Raw genomic sequence first — 16,136 nt, 5'->3', positions numbered from 1 at the left:
ATTGGTTGCGGGGGCCGGATTTGAACCGACGACCTTCGGGTTATGAGCCCGACGAGCTACCAGGCTGCTCCACCCCGCGTCCGTCATACTTCTTAATGATTATTCATCATTGCGCCGTTAAATCAGCGACTTTTTAGTTGGTTGCGGGGGCCGGATTTGAACCGACGACCTTCGGGTTATGAGCCCGACGAGCTACCAAGCTGCTCCACCCCGCGTCCGTGGATGCGCACTATACTCTGCTCGCTTTTTGTTGCAACCCTTTTTTGCCAGAAATACCTGAATTTCCCATTGATTGTTGAATTTACCCGCACAATGACGCGAAACAGACGTTTTTGCTACGCAGGCCGTTCAACTCGTTTAATTCTCGCGGCGCGTTTGCTATCTTCGGCGAGGCATATAGAGGCAACCAGCAGGGCTAGAAAGTAATGAAAGGACGTTGGATTAAGTATATAGCAGCGGGAGCCATGTTAACCATGCTGGCTGCCTGTTCATCAAAACCGACCGATCGCGGTCAACAATATAAAGACGGGAAATTCTCCCAGCCTTTCTCACTGGTGAATCAGCCCGATGCAGTGGGTGCGCCGATAAATGGCGGCGACTATGCAGAGCAGGTTAACCAGATTCGTTCCGCTTCTCCGCGCCTCTATAATAACGGCAGCGATATCTATAATGCGGTGCAGCAGTGGCTCCGTGCGGGCGGCGATACTCGTCAACTGAAGCAGTTTGGCCTTGATGCCTGGCAGATGGAAGGGGCTGATAACTACGGCAACGTCCAGTTTACCGGCTACTACACGCCGGTGATTCAGGCTCGCCATACTCGCCAGGGCGAATTCCAGTACCCTATTTACCGCATGCCGCCAAAACGTGGGCGTCTGCCGTCCCGCGCGGAAATATACAGCGGCGGGCTGAGCGACAGTTACGTGCTGGCCTACAGCAACTCCCTGATGGATAACTTCATTATGGACGTGCAGGGCAGCGGCTATATTGATTTTGGCGATGGCCAGCCTTTGACCTTCTTCGGCTATGCCGGGAAAAACGGCCACGCTTACCGCAGCATCGGCAAGGTGCTGATCGATCGCGGCGAAGTGAAGAAAGAAGATATGTCGATGCAGGCGATTCGCCACTGGGGAGAAACCCATAGCGAAGCGGCAGTACGGGAGCTGCTTGAGCAGAACCCTTCTTTTGTCTTCTTTAAGCCAGCAAGCTATGCGCCAGTGAAAGGCGCGAGCGCAGTACCTTTGATTGGGCGTGCCTCCGTGGCGTCTGACCGTTCCATCATTCCCGCAGGCACCACGCTGCTGACCGAAGTCCCGCTGCTGGACAATAACGGTAAATTTACCGGCCAGTACGAGCTGCGGGTGATGGTGGCACTCGACGTGGGTGGCGCGATTAAAGGCCAGCACTTCGACATCTATCAGGGCATTGGCCCGGATGCCGGGCACCGCGCGGGTTGGTACAATCATTACGGGCGCGTGTGGGTACTGAAAGCGGCACCTGGCACGGGCAGCGTTTTTAACGGTTAATGCTGCAACGTTTCCACCCTGAACAACGGGCTGTATAATCAGCCCGTTTTTTTATTTCTGAGGATTTCCCCGATGTCTGTCGTTCTCTCTGATGCCTGGCTGCAACGCTTTGGCGGCACCGCTCGTCTGTATGGCCAGGCGGCGCTACAGCTTTTTGCTGAAGCTCACGTTTGCGTGATTGGCATCGGTGGGGTGGGCTCGTGGGCGGCAGAGGCGCTGGCGCGAACCGGCATTGGGGCAATAACGCTTATCGACATGGATGATGTTTGTGTCACCAACACTAACCGTCAAATCCACGCGCTAAAGGGCAGCGTTGGCCTGGCGAAAACGGAAGTGATGGCGGCGCGTATTAAAGAGATTAACCCGGAGTGCCGCGTCACGGTGGTGGATGACTTTATTACCGCCGATAACGCCGCTGAGCTTCTGAATCAAGGGTTTAGCTATGTTATTGACGCGATTGATAGCGTTCGCCCAAAAGCGGCGTTAATCGCGTATTGCCGTCGCTACAAGATCCCGCTGGTGACCACGGGTGGTGCTGGCGGGCAGATCGATCCGACGCAGATTCAGGTTAGCGATCTGGCGAAAACCATTCAGGATCCGCTGGCGGCCAAACTGCGCGAGCGCCTGAAAAGTGACTTTGGTGTGGTGAAAAACAGCAAAGGGAAGCTGGGCGTAGAATGCGTATTTTCCACCGAAGCGCTGGTGTACCCGCAGGCTGATGGTTCAGTTTGCGCCATGAAAAGTACCGCTGAAGGTCCAAAACGGATGGATTGTGCTTCGGGCTTTGGCGCTGCAACAATGGTGACTGCCAGCTTTGGTTTTGTGGCGGTGTCTCATGTGCTGAAGAAGATGATGGCGAAGGCGGCGCAAACCGCCTCCTGATTAATCCTTTTGCGCGACCTGTTGAACGGCCGCAGCCAGAGCCGTAAGCCCGCTGCTGCGGGAAGCGCTTAGCTGATGGCGCAGCCCCAGATCGTCAAACAAGCTAAGCGGATCGTTTTCCAACAGCTGCTGTGCTGTTTTCCCTTCAACTGCGGTCAACAGCACCGCCAATAACCCGCGAACGATGCGTCCTTCGCTGTCGCCATAGAAGTGCAGCGTGCCGTCCGGCAGGCGTTCGTGGCCTAGCCAGACGCGGTTTTCGCAGCCGCTGATTTCAATACTCTCGGTTTTTAATGCCTCCGGCAGCGCCGGCAGCTTCTTGCCCAATAAAATTAGCTGCCGGTATTTGTCTTCCCACTGCCGCTGTGCCTCGAACGTGGTACGCAGCATCTCTGCGTTAATCTCTGTACCAAAAGGATGATTAGTCTGCATTCAGTCCACCAGAATATCGAGGGCGCGATCGACTGCGGCGAGCAGGTCGTGCACATCCTGCTGTGTGTTGTAAGGGGCAAAAGAGGCACGAAGCGTACCGCTAACCCCTAATGCGGCCATCAAGGGTTGTGCGCAGTGCTGGCCTGCCCGCAGCGCAATGCCTGATTCGGCCAGCAGTGTGACCATATCGTTATGGTGAACATCAGCAAAATCAAATGCCAGCAGGCTGGAGTCCTGACAGCGGAAGCTACGAAAACCAGGGCGTTTTGCCAGTTCCGACTCCGCGAGCGTGGCCAGGCTACGGCTCCAGTTTTCCGCCTGCTGTAGATCAACAGCGTCAAGCCACTCCAGCACGGCGCTAAGGCCGATGACCCCCGCAACGTTTGGCGTCCCGGCTTCAAAGCGATAGGGCACTGGCTGAGTTTTAAAACCGTCGAACGAGACGTGGGTGATCATTTTACCGCCGCCGAGCCACGGCGACATTTGCTCCAGCAGTTCAGGTTTACCGTAGAGCGCGCCGATGCCGGTTGGGCCATAAAGCTTATGGGCCGAGAAGGCGTAAAAATCGATATCCAACGCCTGCACGTCCGGCGGGCTGTGAACGATGCCCTGTGCGCCGTCGACCATCACGATAGCCCCCGCTTCGTGAGCAAGCTTGATGGCTTTTGCAAGGTCAGGGCAGCCTCCGGTGACGTTAGACATCTGCCCAATCGCCAGGATACGTGTGTGGTCATTCAGCAGTGCCGGGAGCTGGTTAAGGTCGGGCAGAGCCTGGTCATTCAGCGGCAGTCTCACCACCTTCGCACCGGTTTGCTCTGCCACCATTAGCCACGGCACAAAATTGGCGTGATGCTCTGCTTCACTCACGATAATTTCGTCCCCGGCCCTGAGGCGAGGGCGGGCATAGCACTGTGCAACCATATTAATGGCTTCTGTTGTGCCACGGGTCCAGACCACAGATTTACCGCTTTCGGCATGGAGCATGCGTGCGACAAGGTCACGCGCCGCTTCATAGCGCGCCGTAAGACGCTGCGCTTGCGGAAACTGGCTGCGGTGAACGTTCCCGGCGCTCAGGCTGTAAAACTGCTGGGTGGCATCAATCACGGCTTGGGGTTTAAGCGCCGTGGCCGCGCTGTCGAGATAGACGCCTGCATCTGCCAGCGCGGGAAATTGCGCACGAAAATGGGCGGGGTTAAATGCTGTCATGGGGATCCTCAGTTCAATGCACAGATCGTCGCGCAAAACTGACGTTGGCACAAGGTTTCCCTCTTTCTCGGAATTGTCTGTTTCTCCTGGCAGAATGGGAAAAGCAGGTTATGCTAATTATTGTTGGACTAATATTTAAGCATGTTAGTAGAAGAGATTTAAGTAGCATTAAACTCTATCCACAAGGAGAAGAATAATGAACAAAGCAACCGCTATCGTTTCTGCCTGTATGATGACCTTTGCACTTGCAGCCTGTTCCAGCCCGAACTACATCATGCATACCAATGACGGGCGCGCCATTGTCTCCGAAGGTAAACCGAAGACCGATGACGAAACCGGGATGATCAAGTACAAGGATGCTAACGGTAATATGCAGCAGATTAACCGTTCTGACGTGAAAGAGATGGTTGAGCTGAAGAAGTAAACCTGCAGGCAAAAAAAAGCACCGCATTCGGCGGTGCTACATTAATCACTATGGACAGACAGGGTAAATGTACAGGAAGTGAAAAGGGGTAGCTAAGCTACCGTGGTCCGAAATGTCAGACCAATTGCAAACACAACAACACAACATCACAACCGTAAGCCAAAAGCCCTCCAGAACACGCATTCCAGACAACTTTTCGTTCCGACTCAGGAAGTGCCGCCACTATAGGTATTTGCTGGTGCATCCTCAACGGACAATTTATAATGGCTCAGATAAAAAAAACTAATAGGTAAACAAACGCTATCTGTTTGTTAACTGTTATTAACACTTAAGCCAAATAACCCCATGTCTAAGCGATTACCCCCTCTGAATGCGCTGCGCGTTTTTGACGCTGCGGCTCGTCACTTGAGTTTTACTAAAGCGGCTGAGGAACTCTTTGTTACCCAGGCTGCGGTAAGCCACCAGATCAAGTCACTGGAGGATTTTCTTGGCCTGAAGCTGTTCCGCCGTCGCAACCGTTCGCTGCTGCTGACGGAAGAGGGGCAGAGCTATTATCAGGATATTAAAGAGATTTTTTCCCAACTGACCGAGGCTACCCGCAAGCTGCAGGCGCGCAGTGCAAAAGGCGCGCTGACGGTGAGTTTATTGCCGAGTTTTGCCATTCACTGGCTGGTGCCTCGTTTAACAAGCTTTAACTCAGCTTATCCGGGCATCGACGTGCGTATCCAGGCGGTGGACCGTCAGGAGGACAAGCTGTCCGACGACGTTGACGTGGCGATATTCTATGGCCGAGGAAACTGGCCGGGGCTAAGGGTTGAGAAACTTTATGCTGAATATTTGCTGCCGGTGTGCTCGCCTATGCTATTAACCGGCGACAGGCCGATTAAAACGCCGGAAGATTTGGCAAAGCACACTTTATTGCATGACGCTTCACGCCGCGACTGGCAGACTTATACCCGCCAGCTTGGCGTGAGCCATATTAATGTCCAGCAAGGGCCTATTTTCAGCCACAGCGCAATGGTGCTGCAGGCCGCTATCCACGGCCAGGGCATTGCGCTGGCCAATAACGTCATGGCCCAAACGGAAATCGAAGCGGGTCGTTTGGTATGCCCGTTTAATGATGTGCTGGTGAGTAAAAACGCCTTTTATCTGGTTTGTCATGACAGTCAGGCAGAACTGGGTAAAATAGCCGCGTTTCGACAGTGGATCCTGGCAAAGGCGGCCAGTGAGCAAGAAAAATTCCGTTTTCGCTACGAACAATAAGCAACCTTCGCGTGGCGCGGCCACGCTCTACTTTAGGGTTACACCATGACCAGCCGATTCATGCTGATTTTTGCCGCCATCAGCGGTTTTGTTTTTGTTGCCCTGGGCGCCTTTGGGGCGCACGTATTAAGCAAATCTCTGGGTGTTGCGGAGATGGGGTGGATCCAGACCGGGCTTGAGTATCAGGCGTTTCACACGCTGGCTATTTTTGGCCTTGCGGTGGCGATGCAGCGCCGGATCAGCATCTGGTTCTACTGGAGCAGCGTCTTTATGGCGTTAGGCACCGTATTATTTAGCGGCAGTTTGTACTGCCTGGCCCTGTCGCACCTGCGGCTGTGGGCGTTTGTTACCCCGGTGGGCGGCGTCAGCTTCCTCGCCGGCTGGATATTGATGTTAATTGGTGCTGTGCGCCTGAAACGTAAGGGCGTAAGCCATGAATAAAGTGATTTTGTACTGCCGCCAGGGATTTGAGAAAGAGTGCGCGGCGGAGATAACCGACAAAGCCGGCCAGCGCGGTGTCTATGGCTTTGCCCGCGTGAAAGAGCAGAGCGGCTATGTCGTTTTTGAATGCTACCAGCCGGAAGAGGCGGATAAGCTGGCACGGGAACTGCCGTTCAGCGATCTGATTTTTGCCCGCCAGATGTTTGTTGCCGGGGAGCTGTTAAAAGATTTGCCGCCGGAAGACCGCATCACGCCCGTTGTCGGCATGCTGCAGGGCGTGGTCGAGAAGGGCGGCGATCTGCGGGTTGAAGTGGCTGACACCAACGAAAGCAAAGAGCTGATGAAGTTCTGCCGCAAGTTTACCGTGCCGCTGCGAGCCAGCCTGCGTGAGGCCGGGGTGCTGACCAACTACGAAACGCCGAAGCGCCCTGTTGTGCATGTGTTCTTTATCGCGCCGGGCTGCTGCTACACGGGTTACTCTTACACCACCAACAATTCGCCGTTCTATATGGGTATCCCGCGCCTCAAGTTCCCGTCAGATGCGCCAAGTCGTTCCACGCTGAAGCTGGAAGAGGCGTTTCATATCTTTATTCCCGCCGATGAGTGGGACGAACGCCTGGCCAACGGCATGTACGCCGTGGACCTGGGGGCCTGCCCGGGCGGCTGGACCTATCAGCTGGTGAAACGCAATATGTGGGTTTCATCCGTCGATAACGGCCCGATGGCGCAGAGCCTGATGGACACCGGGCAGGTCACCTGGCTGCGTGAAGACGGCTTCAAATATCGCCCAACGCGCACTAACATCTCGTGGATGGTGTGCGATATGGTGGAAAAACCGGCAAAAGTGGCCCATCTGATGGCGACCTGGCTGGTGAACGGCTGGTGCCGTGAGACTATTTTTAACCTCAAGCTGCCGATGAAAAAGCGCTACGAAGAGGTGTCGCAAAACCTGGCGCAGATTCGGGAAATACTCGAAAGCAGCGGGATTAACGCTGAGATCAAAGCCCGTCAGCTATACCACGATCGCGAGGAAGTGACCGTTCACATCCGCCGCTGGTGGGCGGCAGTCGGTGGCCGTCGCGACGAGCGCTGATGGCTTTGCCCCTCGCCTGTTTTCGGTGAGGGGCTTCCCTTCTTCAGGTAGAAGGCGATGCACCAGGCAGCCTTAGCTGCTGTAAATTCCCGTCGAGCTGTAAATCCGTCTCTAGCCTTGCGACCTGGCGGCTGATAAACGCACTTTCTCTGTGCTGTGCCAGCTTCTTGCGCCATTTCTCCGGGACTTCATCCAGCCGTTGATACAGCGTTTCCAGGTCAGAAAACTGGTTTATTAGCTGCGTGGCGCTTTTGGGCCCGATGCCCGGAACACCAGGAATTTTGCTACTGCTAATGCCCGCCAGCCCCCAGAAGTCTCCCAGCTGTTCCGGCTGAACGCCATATTCCTGGGCAATGAAGGGCGCATCCAGCCAGCGTTTTTGGAAGTAATCCCGAATTTGCAGCGTAGGTGCCAGAAGCTGGCAATAGCCTTTATCGGTGGAGACGATCGTTGCCCGGTGGCCGCTGGAAGCGACTTTTACCGCCAGCGTGGCCGCAAGATCGTCCGCTTCGTTGCCTTTTGAATGCCAGCATTGCACGCCACGGCGGGTAAACGCGTCCCGCAGGGCGGGCATTTCGGCATGCAAATCGTCAGGCATCGGCGAACGGCCCGCTTTGTAGTCGGGCAGAACCTGGTGCCGCCAGCCTTCACGACGCTCTTCGTCATCAAACACCGCCACCGCATGAGTAGGTTGGCTGTGGCCGATAAGCTGGTCGAGCGCATGCAGGCAGGTGTCGACGCAAGGTGAGCTTTGCACCGCGTGTATGCGGCGAATAAGGTTCAATGCATCGACGATAAGTAAATGAATAGCCATAAGAAATTAACTCGTCACTCTGATGGGCCTACCCTAACACTTCCCGCCATGATGAGCTATTCTCATCACAGAATTCAGGAACCTCTCTCGCAAAAACCTTGTTAGTACGGGGTGGAAAGCCATTGCGTAGTTGTTAGCGGGCTATGTATATTTCTAACGCATATAAAAATAGAGAATATCAATATGAGTAATACTAAACACCTTGCGCAACGCATTCAGAACCTGCAACCCTCGGCCATCCGCGAACTTCTTAAGCACAGCAAAATGCCCGGCGTGATTTCACTGGCTGGCGGCATTCCTTCCAGCGAGCTGTTTGACAAGCAAGGCCTGGAGCTGGCGACCCGTAAAGTCCTGGAAGAGAGCTTTAACGATGCTTTTCAGTATGGCCTGACAGAAGGTAATACCGAGCTGCGCGACCAGCTGGTTGAGCTGTGCAAGGCACGCGGGATTACTACGCGCAGCGACCAGTTACTGATCACCTCTGGTTCGCAGCAGGCGCTGGATCTTCTGATTCGCGCCCTTGCGGATGAAGGCGATGTTTTTGTTGTTGAGCGCCCAACCTACCTGGCCACGCTGCAAATTCTCAGTTTGACCGCCGCGAAAGTGGAGTCCGTGGGCGGGGATGAGCACGGCATGATTGTCGATGAACTGGAAGCTTTGCTGAAAACCACGCGTGTTAAAGGCGTTTATCTGGTGCCAACCTTTGGCAACCCAAGCGGCACAACGCTGAGCGCGGAGCGTCGTGAAAAGCTGGTGAAACTGGCCGCTGAATATGATTTTGTGATTATCGAAGACGATCCGTACGGCGCAATTAGCTTTACCGATCGCCGCGAGAAGACTCTGATTCAGGTCGCGAAAGAATTGGGGCATGAAGACCACGTGGTCTATACCTCAACGTTCTCTAAAATTCTGGCGCCGGGCCTGCGCGTGGGCTGGATTATTCTGCCGGAATGGATGAAGCAAAAGGTCGCCATCATTAAACAGGCGACGGATTTGCACGCCAACTCGTTTACCCAGGCGCTGGCGGCGGCTTACTTGAAGCTGGGGCGTCTTGAGCCGCAGATTGAGCTGATCCGTGAGGCTTATAAGCAGAAGTGCCTGACGCTGTCGCGTCTTCTGGAAGAGGAACTGGGCGAGCATATTACCTTTAACCAGCCGCAGGGCGGGATGTTCCTTTGGGCCTCTTTCCGCTACGACTTTGATACCACGGCGTGGCTACAAAAAACGCTGGAGAAAGGTGTGGTATATGTGCCGGGAGAGTTCTTCTTTAGCGATCATGCGGACAAACGCACGCTGCGATTCTCTTATGCTACCGCCACCGATGAACAGCTGGTGGAAGCCGTGAAGCGTTTGAAAGCGGCGCTCTAAGAAAAAGGCTCCCGATCGGGAGCCTTAATTTTTTAGTCGCAGGCGACAATTTTTAGCGCCAGGCCACCGCGAGAGGTTTCGCGATATTTGGCGTTCATGTCCTTGCCCGTTTCATACATCGTCTCGATAACCTTATCCAGGCAGACGCGCGGCTCGCTGGTACGGCGCATGGCCATACGTGCAGCGTTCACTGCTTTAACTGCCGCAATGGCGTTACGTTCGATGCAAGGAACCTGTACCTGACCGGCTACCGGGTCACACGTCAGTCCCAGGTTATGCTCCATGCCGATTTCCGCGGCGATGCACACCTGAGTTGGGCTACCGCCCAGCAGTTCAGTCAGGCCGGCCGCTGCCATCGAGCAGGCTACGCCCACTTCACCCTGACAGCCCACTTCGGCGCCGGAGATAGAAGCGTTCATTTTGTACAGCGAACCGATAGCACCAGCGGCGAGGAAATAGCGGGCGCAGGAGTTAGCGTTCACCTGACGAATGAACTTGTCGTAGTACGCCAACACCGCTGGAACAATGCCGCAGGCACCGTTCGTTGGTGCTGTTACCACGCGGCCACCGGCAGCATTTTCTTCGTTTACCGCCAGCGCAAACATGTTGATCCAGTCCACAACGGCCATTGGATCTGAGTTGTTTTTATCGGTGGTAACCAGCATGCGGCGCAGCGCGGCTGCACGACGTGGAACCCGCATTTTACCCGGCAGCACGCCTTCCGTGGTGATGCCACGTTCAATGCCGCTGCTCATGACTTCCCAGACCGCTGCAAAGTGGGCATCGATCTCTTGCTGGCTGTGCAGGGCTCGTTCGTTCTGCATCATCAGGCCGGAGAGCGATAAACCCGTTTCGAGGCAGTGTTTTTGCAGGTCTGCAGCATTCTTATACGGATACGGCACGCTGACCGGGTTTTCACTCTGTACACCAAAATGCGCTTCATCAACGATGAAGCCGCCGCCGATGGAGTAGTAAGTCTGGGAGTACAGAACGTTGTCGCCCGCCAGCGCGGTAATGCGCATGCCATTCTCGTGAAGCGCCAGGTTATCGGCATGGAAGTTCATGCAGCAGTCCACCGGGAATTCAACTTCATGCTGGCCGTTGGCCAGCATCAGGCGTCCGTGGGTGTTTACATCCTGGATGAAGTGCGGAATGGCGTCGATATCGACGGTGTCCGGCAGGTTGCCCGCCAGGCCCATGATAATCGCAATATCGGTATGGTGGCCTTTACCGGTCAGGGATAGCGAGCCGTAGACGTCCACGACAACACGGGTGACGTCGCGCAAGATCCCTTGCTCAATCAGGTCATCGGAAAATTGTTTACCGGCCTTCATTGGGCCAACGGTATGGGAGCTGGAGGGGCCAATACCAATTTTGAAAATGTCGAATACGCTAATCATAAGATTTCCCTGCGTAAGTGACTTGAGAGAAGAGAGCCGCCCAGGCGGGCGACTCTTTAGCTTGCTTAGCTGAACAGCGAGTAGAAGATAGCGGAGATAGCAATCAGGCCCATAATCACAACGAAGACGTTGCTGATATGGCCGCTGTATTTACGCATTGCCGGTACTTTCTGAATGGCATACATCGGCATCAGGAACAGGATCATCGCGATAACCGGGCCGCCCAGAGTTTCAATCATCCCCAGGATGCTTGGGTTCAGCGTAGCTACTGCCCAGGTTGTCACCAGCATGAACAGCGCGGTAATTTTGTTCAGTTTACCGATTTCAATGCTTTTGCCTTTGCCGCGCAGAGACTTAATGACCATACCGTTAAAGCCTTCACGCGCGCCGAGGTAGTGGCCGAGGAAGGATTTGGTGATGGCAATCATCGCAATGATTGGCGCCATCCAGGCGATAACCGGTGCGTTAAAGTGGTTAGCAAGGTAAGACAGGATAGAGATGTTCTGCGCTTTTGCCGCCGCCAGGTCGGCCGGGCTCAGGCTCAGCACGCAGCTGAACACGAAGAACATCACGGTCAGTACCATCATGATGTGAGCGCGAGCCAGGATGCTGGAGCATTTTTTCTCTGCGCCATCGCCGTACTCTTCACGCTTCGCTACCGCGAAGGAGGAGATGATAGGGGAATGGTTGAAGGAGAACACCATGACCGGAATCGCCAGCCACAGGGTCATCCACAGGCCGCTGCCGGTTGCCGGGGTTGCGCTGAAGGACAGGGTTTCAAATGCCGCACCGCTCCAGTTAGGAATCAGATACAACGCCAGAACCATCAGAGCCGCAACAAACGGGAATACCAGGATGCTCATCGCTTTGACGATCATCTGCTCGCCAAAGCGCACGATGGTCATCATGCCGACAATCAGAATCAGGGAAAGGATAGCGCGTGGTGGCGCAGTCATGCCCAATTGGTGGGTGATGAAGCTGTCCACGGTATTGGTGATAGCCACGCTGTAAACCAGCAGGATCGGGTAAATAGCAAAGAAGTACAGCAGGGTGATCAGCTTACCAGCCCCGACACCAAAATGCTCTTCTACAACTTCGGTGATGTCTTCGCCCGGATTTTTACCGGACAGCACGAAGCGGGTCATACCGCGGTGTGCGAAGAAGGTCATTGGGAAAGCCAGAATCGCCATGATGAACAGCGGGATCAGGCCACCAACGCCGGCGTTGATTGGCAGGAACAGAACGCCTGCACCGATAGCCGTGCCGTACAGGCCCAGCATCCACATGGTGTCGGTCTTGCGCCATGCGCCTTTTTTCTCAGCAGAGACAATACTGCCGGTTTGAGTGGTTTCCATTTACATCTCCAAAGGAATGTTTCGTGCAATGTTTAAAAATTCGCAGTTAAAGCGATGTGTGTGGCTTAACTGCTGAAACTAAATTCTGGCCTGGGGCATTTTTGTAGTAGTTGTGGCCCGTAACTATCGGCGGGCGGAAAGATACATTTATGTCATCTATGTATCAGTGATCGCGATCCCAAATGCGATAATCTACGTTTGTTGCGCTACAAATCCGCATAACAGTCTGTTCATTAGCATCAACATGATATTTATGGGCGCGAAGCCTAACACTTGTGGATGATGCAATAAATTAAACCCGACCAAATAACTCGGTTTTTGCCAAAGAAAATGCCTAAAACAGCATTTTTCAACGAGTATTTGCCTCAGGTCGCAATGTTTGTGCTTTTAAGTGTGAGCGCAATCGATTAAATGGCTTTGGGAAGGGTAAAAAAGAAGGGCGACCGCTGGGGCGCCCTGGAAGGTTAACGTACGATTTCGTAGCAGGGGATATAGGCGCTGCCGGGTAGCTTCATACGGTGCTGGGCGACAAAGCCCTGTAGCAGAACGTCCATGCGTTTCATCATGTCCGGGTCCCCGTGCAGTTTGTACGGGCCGTATTTCTCGATGGCATGAATGCCCGGCTCCTTCACGTTGCCGGCAACGATGCCTGAGAAGGCGCGGCGCAGCGAGGCCGCCAGCTTTTCCGCAGGTTGATCCGGATAGAGCTGGAGGTTAGCCATATTTTCGTGAGTAGGTTCAAACGGCATTTGCAGATCGGGTGAAATACGAATGGACCAGTTGAAGCCGTAGGCATCGCCGGTTTCACGGCGGTTCTCTTTCACCTGTGGCATCGCCTTTTTCATCAGGCGGGCGACTTCTACCGCGTCATCGATGATGATTTTGTAATGGCGACGCGCCTGCTCGCCCAGGGTGTTAACGATAAATTCATCCAGCACGCGGAAGTAATCAGCGCTCTCTTTCGGCCCGGTGAGGATCAGCGGCAGCACCTGATCGCGGTTGTGCGGGTTCATCAGGATACCTAGCAGGTAAAGCAGCTCTTCTGCGGTACCAACCCCGCCAGGGAAGATAATAATGCCGTGGGCAATGCGCACGAATGCCTCAAGCCGTTTTTCAATATCCGGCATGATGATCAGTTCGTTAACCAGCGGGTTAGGCGGCTCGGCGGCGATGATAGAAGGCTCCGTCAGGCCGATAAAACGCCCTTCTTTGTAGCGCTGCTGGGCGTGGCCGACGGCGGCACCTTTCATTGGTGCTTCCATCGCACCCGGCCCACAGCCGGTACAGATGTTCAGCTCGCGCAGGCCAAGCTGAGTGCCCACGCGGCGAGCATAAAGGTATTCGTTTTCGTTAATGGAGTGGCCACCCCAGCAAACGACCAGGTTCGGTGCTTCACCCACGTGCAGTGCACGGGCATTTCGTAAAATAGAAAACACCATGTTGGTGATATGAATAGAGTTTTCTTTATTCAAATGCTGAAAACGACCTGCGTTGGCAATTTGGCCATTAACAAACAGAATATCGCGCAATACTGCAAAAAGGTTAGCCTGTAGTGCGCGAATGATTCGGCCGTCAACAAAGGCGTCTTCCGGGGGATTAATCAGTTCGAGTTTCACGCCACGTTCACGGCGTAACACATTGATGTCAAAGTCCTGATAGCGAGAGAGCAGCTCTTTGCTGCTGTCGGTTTGACTGCCGGAATTAAGGACCGCCAGTGAGCAGTTACGAAACAGTTGATAAAGGTCGCTGCTGGCGGTGCGTTTAAGCATATCGACTTCCAGCTGCGACAACATATCCATTGAGCCAAGCGGGCTAATATGTGTAATCAAGTGAACTCCTTACGGAACGAAAAGTGCCGTTCTCACAGATTACAATAGCCCTGGCTTGTTCACTTTAACAACCCGTAAACCACTTTCACTTTTGGCGCTGGGAGCTATTTCGCACTTATTGACGGGGCAGGCGGCCAAAAGCGGGATGGAAATCGGTATTCGTCCGCCACGGGTTAATGTCCAGGCCGCCCCGGCGCGTATAACGTGCGTAAACGCTCAGCGTTTGCGGCTGGCAGAAGCGCTGCAGATCGTTAAAGATGCGCTCCACGCACTGCTCGTGAAACTCGTTGTGATGGCGGAAGGAGACCAGATAGCGAAGCAGCTTTTCACGGTCGATTTTCGGGCCGCGATAGCGAATCTGTACGGAACCCCAGTCTGGCTGGTGGGTTATCAGGCAGTTGGACTTCAGCAGGTGGCTAACCAGCGTCTCTTCCACGATGTCATCGCCCGCGGCCTGCTGCAGGTAATCGGCGCTAAAGTCGTAGCTATCGATAGTGATGTCCTGCTCGTCAATGCATTCTCCTGCAAAGGCCGCGATTTCCTGGCCTTCCAGCTCATGCAGGCGGAACAGCACCACGCTGACGTCACCTTCGGCGCAGGCGCTTAAGTCACGCTTGAGCGTTTCCTGGACGGTTTCCCAGTCGGCGAAGCGGGTCTGGTTAAAGCTGTTCAGGTAGAGCTTAAAGCTTTTTGACTCCACAAGATTGACGCTGTTGGCGTCTAACTGCACATGGCCCACGGCAACCTGGGGCAGGCCGTTACCGTTAAGCCATGATAGTTCGTACAGCGTCCAGATGTCGCCGCCGCTGAACGGCAGGCTGTCGGCGTGGAGGCCAAGCGGGTCGCGATTCAGGCTGCGCGGTACGGCCTGCAGCAGCGATGGCTGGTATTGATCCTGATAAGCGGTTGGCTTACCTAGCGTCAGGCCACTCAGAGCCTGGTGATTTTCGTAGGACATGTTTCACCGAGATAAAGGTACAATTGGCTTTTATTGTACCCCAGCCTACGCGAGTGAGAAATTAATGAACGAAGTCGCCTTTGCCCTTAAAGAGTTTACCCGCCGTTTTTGCGACCAGTGGCAGGAGGAAACGGGAGGCTGGCCAGCCAGTGAAGCGCTATACGGTATTCCGTCTCCGTGTATTGTGACGACCACGGGGGGAGACGTGCGCTGGCAGCCCCAGCCGTTTACGCCAGAAGCGGATTTAAGCGGCGTGGAGCGGGCATTGGATATTTCTCTTCAGCCTGCCGTTGAGGCGTTTTACACCACGCAGTTTGCCGGCGATATGCCCGCCGTACATGGAAATACTGCGCTGACGCTGCTGCAGGCGTGGAGTGAGGACGACTTTGTTCGCGTGCAGGAGAACCTGATTGGGCACCTGGTGACGCAGAAGCGTTTGAAGTTATCTCCGACGCTGTTTTTAGCCACTACTGAAGATGAAATGGAAGTCGTTTCACTATGCAACTTGACAGGTGAAGTGGTGATTGAAAGAATCGGCACCCCGCAGCGCACCGTGCTTTCCGCCTCCCTGTCCGACTTTCTTAATGCCTTAACGCCACAGGTGATTTAGCTTTTTTGCCCAAAGCTTTGTGAGAGATCTCTTACAAGCCGTGTGAGAGATCGCTACATTTGACGGCAGATGAAAGCGACTCTCATTTATCGATGCCTTTATAAAACAATAGGTTATTTTTATTTTAGGAAAGTTCCGAATGAAAGTTTTTGCCCGCAGCACCGCTGCATCCCTTGTCACAAGCGGGCAAATAGGGGATTCTATATTCATCGACAGGATGTCGACGTAATGAAGGAGACATTAGGATGATGTCGCTTCTTACCAAAGGAACCCGCCAGGATGGCGTACAAGGAAGGCTTCACAGATGAAGCACGGATAACTCAGGCAGAGTTAATGGACACCTCCAGGACGGAGAATGAGAGCCGTAACAGGAGTACGGTGGGTCAGGAAGACTCAAGGATTTAGCGTCAGGATGATGTTGGACACCCATCAGGATGATGGTAGCAGGAAGCCCTGGCGATGGATTGCTGGTCAGGAGACCAGAGGACAAAGTTGTCATGGATGAGCAGGGAGCATGAAAAGTAGCCGGATTAGCTGC

At 54.2% G+C, this 16,136-nt stretch carries 15 protein-coding genes and 2 tRNA genes; 8 read left to right on the top strand and 9 right to left on the bottom strand.

What is annotated here, in order from left to right; genetic code table 11:
* Positions 1-2: 2 nt before the first annotated feature.
* Both CNE01S_RS07660 and CNE01S_RS07655 read right to left on the bottom strand, forming a co-directional pair.
* A tRNA-Met gene (locus CNE01S_RS07660) sits at positions 3-79 on the bottom strand.
* A gap of 59 nt (positions 80-138) precedes the next feature.
* Positions 139-215 (bottom strand) — tRNA-Met (locus CNE01S_RS07655).
* 210 nt (positions 216-425) lie between these two features.
* Between CNE01S_RS07655 and mltA the strand changes: the two genes are divergently transcribed.
* Both mltA and tcdA read left to right on the top strand, forming a co-directional pair.
* A complete protein-coding gene (gene mltA / locus CNE01S_RS07650) occupies positions 426-1,523 on the top strand; it encodes a murein transglycosylase A (RefSeq protein WP_061274830.1) in 1,098 nt (365 codons plus the stop codon).
* Positions 1,524-1,595: 72 nt separating this feature from the next.
* Entirely contained in the window at positions 1,596-2,405 is an 810-nt protein-coding gene (gene tcdA, locus CNE01S_RS07645) for a tRNA cyclic N6-threonylcarbamoyladenosine(37) synthase TcdA (protein ID WP_061274828.1), read from the top strand.
* Here the strand turns inward: tcdA and csdE are convergent, their stop codons facing one another.
* Together csdE and csdA are read right to left on the bottom strand one after the other, a co-directional pair.
* Positions 2,406-2,837, bottom strand: a complete 432-nt coding sequence (gene csdE, locus CNE01S_RS07640; RefSeq protein ID WP_061274826.1) for a cysteine desulfurase sulfur acceptor subunit CsdE — start codon at positions 2,835-2,837, stop codon at positions 2,406-2,408.
* Positions 2,838-4,043: a cysteine desulfurase CsdA gene (gene csdA / locus CNE01S_RS07635; RefSeq protein WP_061274824.1), complete on the bottom strand. Its 1,206-nt coding sequence runs from the start codon at positions 4,041-4,043 to the stop codon at positions 2,838-2,840. It abuts the gene before it with no gap.
* A 196-nt stretch (positions 4,044-4,239) separates the two neighbouring features.
* Between csdA and CNE01S_RS07630 the strand changes: the two genes are divergently transcribed.
* The 4 genes from CNE01S_RS07630 to rlmM all read left to right on the top strand — a co-directional run bounded on the left by CNE01S_RS07630 (position 4,240) and on the right by rlmM (position 7,264).
* Positions 4,240-4,467 carry a YgdI/YgdR family lipoprotein gene (locus tag CNE01S_RS07630; RefSeq protein ID WP_038479329.1) on the top strand — a complete coding sequence of 76 codons (228 nt, stop codon included), beginning with the start codon at positions 4,240-4,242 and terminating at the stop codon, positions 4,465-4,467.
* A gap of 345 nt (positions 4,468-4,812) precedes the next feature.
* Entirely contained in the window at positions 4,813-5,730 is a 918-nt protein-coding gene (gene gcvA, locus CNE01S_RS07625; RefSeq protein ID WP_061274822.1) for a glycine cleavage system transcriptional regulator GcvA, read from the top strand.
* A 45-nt stretch (positions 5,731-5,775) separates the two neighbouring features.
* Positions 5,776-6,171 carry a DUF423 domain-containing protein gene (locus CNE01S_RS07620; RefSeq protein ID WP_008458426.1) on the top strand — a complete coding sequence of 132 codons (396 nt, stop codon included), beginning with the start codon at positions 5,776-5,778 and terminating at the stop codon, positions 6,169-6,171.
* The gene (gene rlmM / locus CNE01S_RS07615; RefSeq protein WP_061274817.1) at positions 6,164-7,264 is read left to right on the top strand and encodes a 23S rRNA (cytidine(2498)-2'-O)-methyltransferase RlmM; all 1,101 of its coding nucleotides are present in this window, start codon (positions 6,164-6,166) and stop codon (positions 7,262-7,264) included. The genes CNE01S_RS07620 and rlmM overlap by 8 nt, the downstream gene beginning before the upstream one ends.
* Positions 7,265-7,307: 43 nt before the next feature.
* Here rlmM and xni read toward each other — a convergent pair whose 3' ends face one another.
* Positions 7,308-8,078 (bottom strand): flap endonuclease Xni, encoded by a 771-nt coding sequence (gene xni / locus CNE01S_RS07610; RefSeq protein WP_061274815.1) that lies wholly within the window; start codon positions 8,076-8,078, stop codon positions 7,308-7,310.
* A 183-nt stretch (positions 8,079-8,261) separates the two neighbouring features.
* Between xni and CNE01S_RS07605 the strand changes: the two genes are divergently transcribed.
* Positions 8,262-9,446, top strand: coding sequence for an aminotransferase-like domain-containing protein (locus CNE01S_RS07605; RefSeq protein ID WP_061274813.1), 1,185 nt, complete (start codon positions 8,262-8,264; stop codon positions 9,444-9,446).
* 32 nt (positions 9,447-9,478) lie between these two features.
* Here the strand turns inward: CNE01S_RS07605 and CNE01S_RS07600 are convergent, their stop codons facing one another.
* The 4 genes from CNE01S_RS07600 to queF all read right to left on the bottom strand — a co-directional run bounded on the left by CNE01S_RS07600 (position 9,479) and on the right by queF (position 14,988).
* Positions 9,479-10,846: an L-serine ammonia-lyase gene (locus CNE01S_RS07600; RefSeq protein WP_061274811.1), complete on the bottom strand. Its 1,368-nt coding sequence runs from the start codon at positions 10,844-10,846 to the stop codon at positions 9,479-9,481.
* Between the two features lie 65 nt (positions 10,847-10,911).
* On the bottom strand, positions 10,912-12,201 hold the full coding sequence (locus CNE01S_RS07595) for an HAAAP family serine/threonine permease (RefSeq protein ID WP_061274809.1): 1,290 nt from the start codon (positions 12,199-12,201) through the stop codon (positions 10,912-10,914).
* A gap of 464 nt (positions 12,202-12,665) precedes the next feature.
* Positions 12,666-14,030, bottom strand: coding sequence for a nucleotide 5'-monophosphate nucleosidase PpnN (ppnN, locus tag CNE01S_RS07590; protein ID WP_061274807.1), 1,365 nt, complete (start codon positions 14,028-14,030; stop codon positions 12,666-12,668).
* Positions 14,031-14,145: 115 nt separating this feature from the next.
* The gene (gene queF, locus CNE01S_RS07585; RefSeq protein WP_061274805.1) at positions 14,146-14,988 is read right to left on the bottom strand and encodes an NADPH-dependent 7-cyano-7-deazaguanine reductase QueF; all 843 of its coding nucleotides are present in this window, start codon (positions 14,986-14,988) and stop codon (positions 14,146-14,148) included.
* Between the two features lie 64 nt (positions 14,989-15,052).
* Between queF and syd the strand changes: the two genes are divergently transcribed.
* Entirely contained in the window at positions 15,053-15,598 is a 546-nt protein-coding gene (syd, locus tag CNE01S_RS07580) for a SecY-interacting protein (RefSeq protein ID WP_061274803.1), read from the top strand.
* The last annotated feature ends 538 nt before the right edge of the window (positions 15,599-16,136 follow it).

The sequence above is a fragment of the Cedecea neteri NBRC 105707 = ATCC 33855 genome (assembly GCF_001571265.1).
In the GTDB taxonomy this organism is placed as follows: domain Bacteria; phylum Pseudomonadota; class Gammaproteobacteria; order Enterobacterales; family Enterobacteriaceae; genus Cedecea; species Cedecea neteri.
The sequence above is the reverse complement of the archived record's forward strand: the minus strand, read 5'-3'. Positions and strand labels throughout refer to the sequence as shown.

Coding starts and splice junctions, on each gene's coding strand:
- mltA (WP_061274830.1), top strand. CDS start 426: ATGAAAGGACGTTGGATTAAGTATATAGCAGCGGGAGCCATGTTAACC.
- tcdA (WP_061274828.1), top strand. CDS start 1,596: ATGTCTGTCGTTCTCTCTGATGCCTGGCTGCAACGCTTTGGCGGCACC.
- csdE (WP_061274826.1), bottom strand. CDS start 2,837: ATGCAGACTAATCATCCTTTTGGTACAGAGATTAACGCAGAGATGCTG.
- csdA (WP_061274824.1), bottom strand. CDS start 4,043: ATGACAGCATTTAACCCCGCCCATTTTCGTGCGCAATTTCCCGCGCTG.
- CNE01S_RS07630 (WP_038479329.1), top strand. CDS start 4,240: ATGAACAAAGCAACCGCTATCGTTTCTGCCTGTATGATGACCTTTGCA.
- gcvA (WP_061274822.1), top strand. CDS start 4,813: ATGTCTAAGCGATTACCCCCTCTGAATGCGCTGCGCGTTTTTGACGCT.
- CNE01S_RS07620 (WP_008458426.1), top strand. CDS start 5,776: ATGACCAGCCGATTCATGCTGATTTTTGCCGCCATCAGCGGTTTTGTT.
- rlmM (WP_061274817.1), top strand. CDS start 6,164: ATGAATAAAGTGATTTTGTACTGCCGCCAGGGATTTGAGAAAGAGTGC.
- xni (WP_061274815.1), bottom strand. CDS start 8,078: ATGGCTATTCATTTACTTATCGTCGATGCATTGAACCTTATTCGCCGC.
- CNE01S_RS07605 (WP_061274813.1), top strand. CDS start 8,262: ATGAGTAATACTAAACACCTTGCGCAACGCATTCAGAACCTGCAACCC.
- CNE01S_RS07600 (WP_061274811.1), bottom strand. CDS start 10,846: ATGATTAGCGTATTCGACATTTTCAAAATTGGTATTGGCCCCTCCAGC.
- CNE01S_RS07595 (WP_061274809.1), bottom strand. CDS start 12,201: ATGGAAACCACTCAAACCGGCAGTATTGTCTCTGCTGAGAAAAAAGGC.
- queF (WP_061274805.1), bottom strand. CDS start 14,988: ATGTCCTACGAAAATCACCAGGCTCTGAGTGGCCTGACGCTAGGTAAG.
- syd (WP_061274803.1), top strand. CDS start 15,053: ATGAACGAAGTCGCCTTTGCCCTTAAAGAGTTTACCCGCCGTTTTTGC.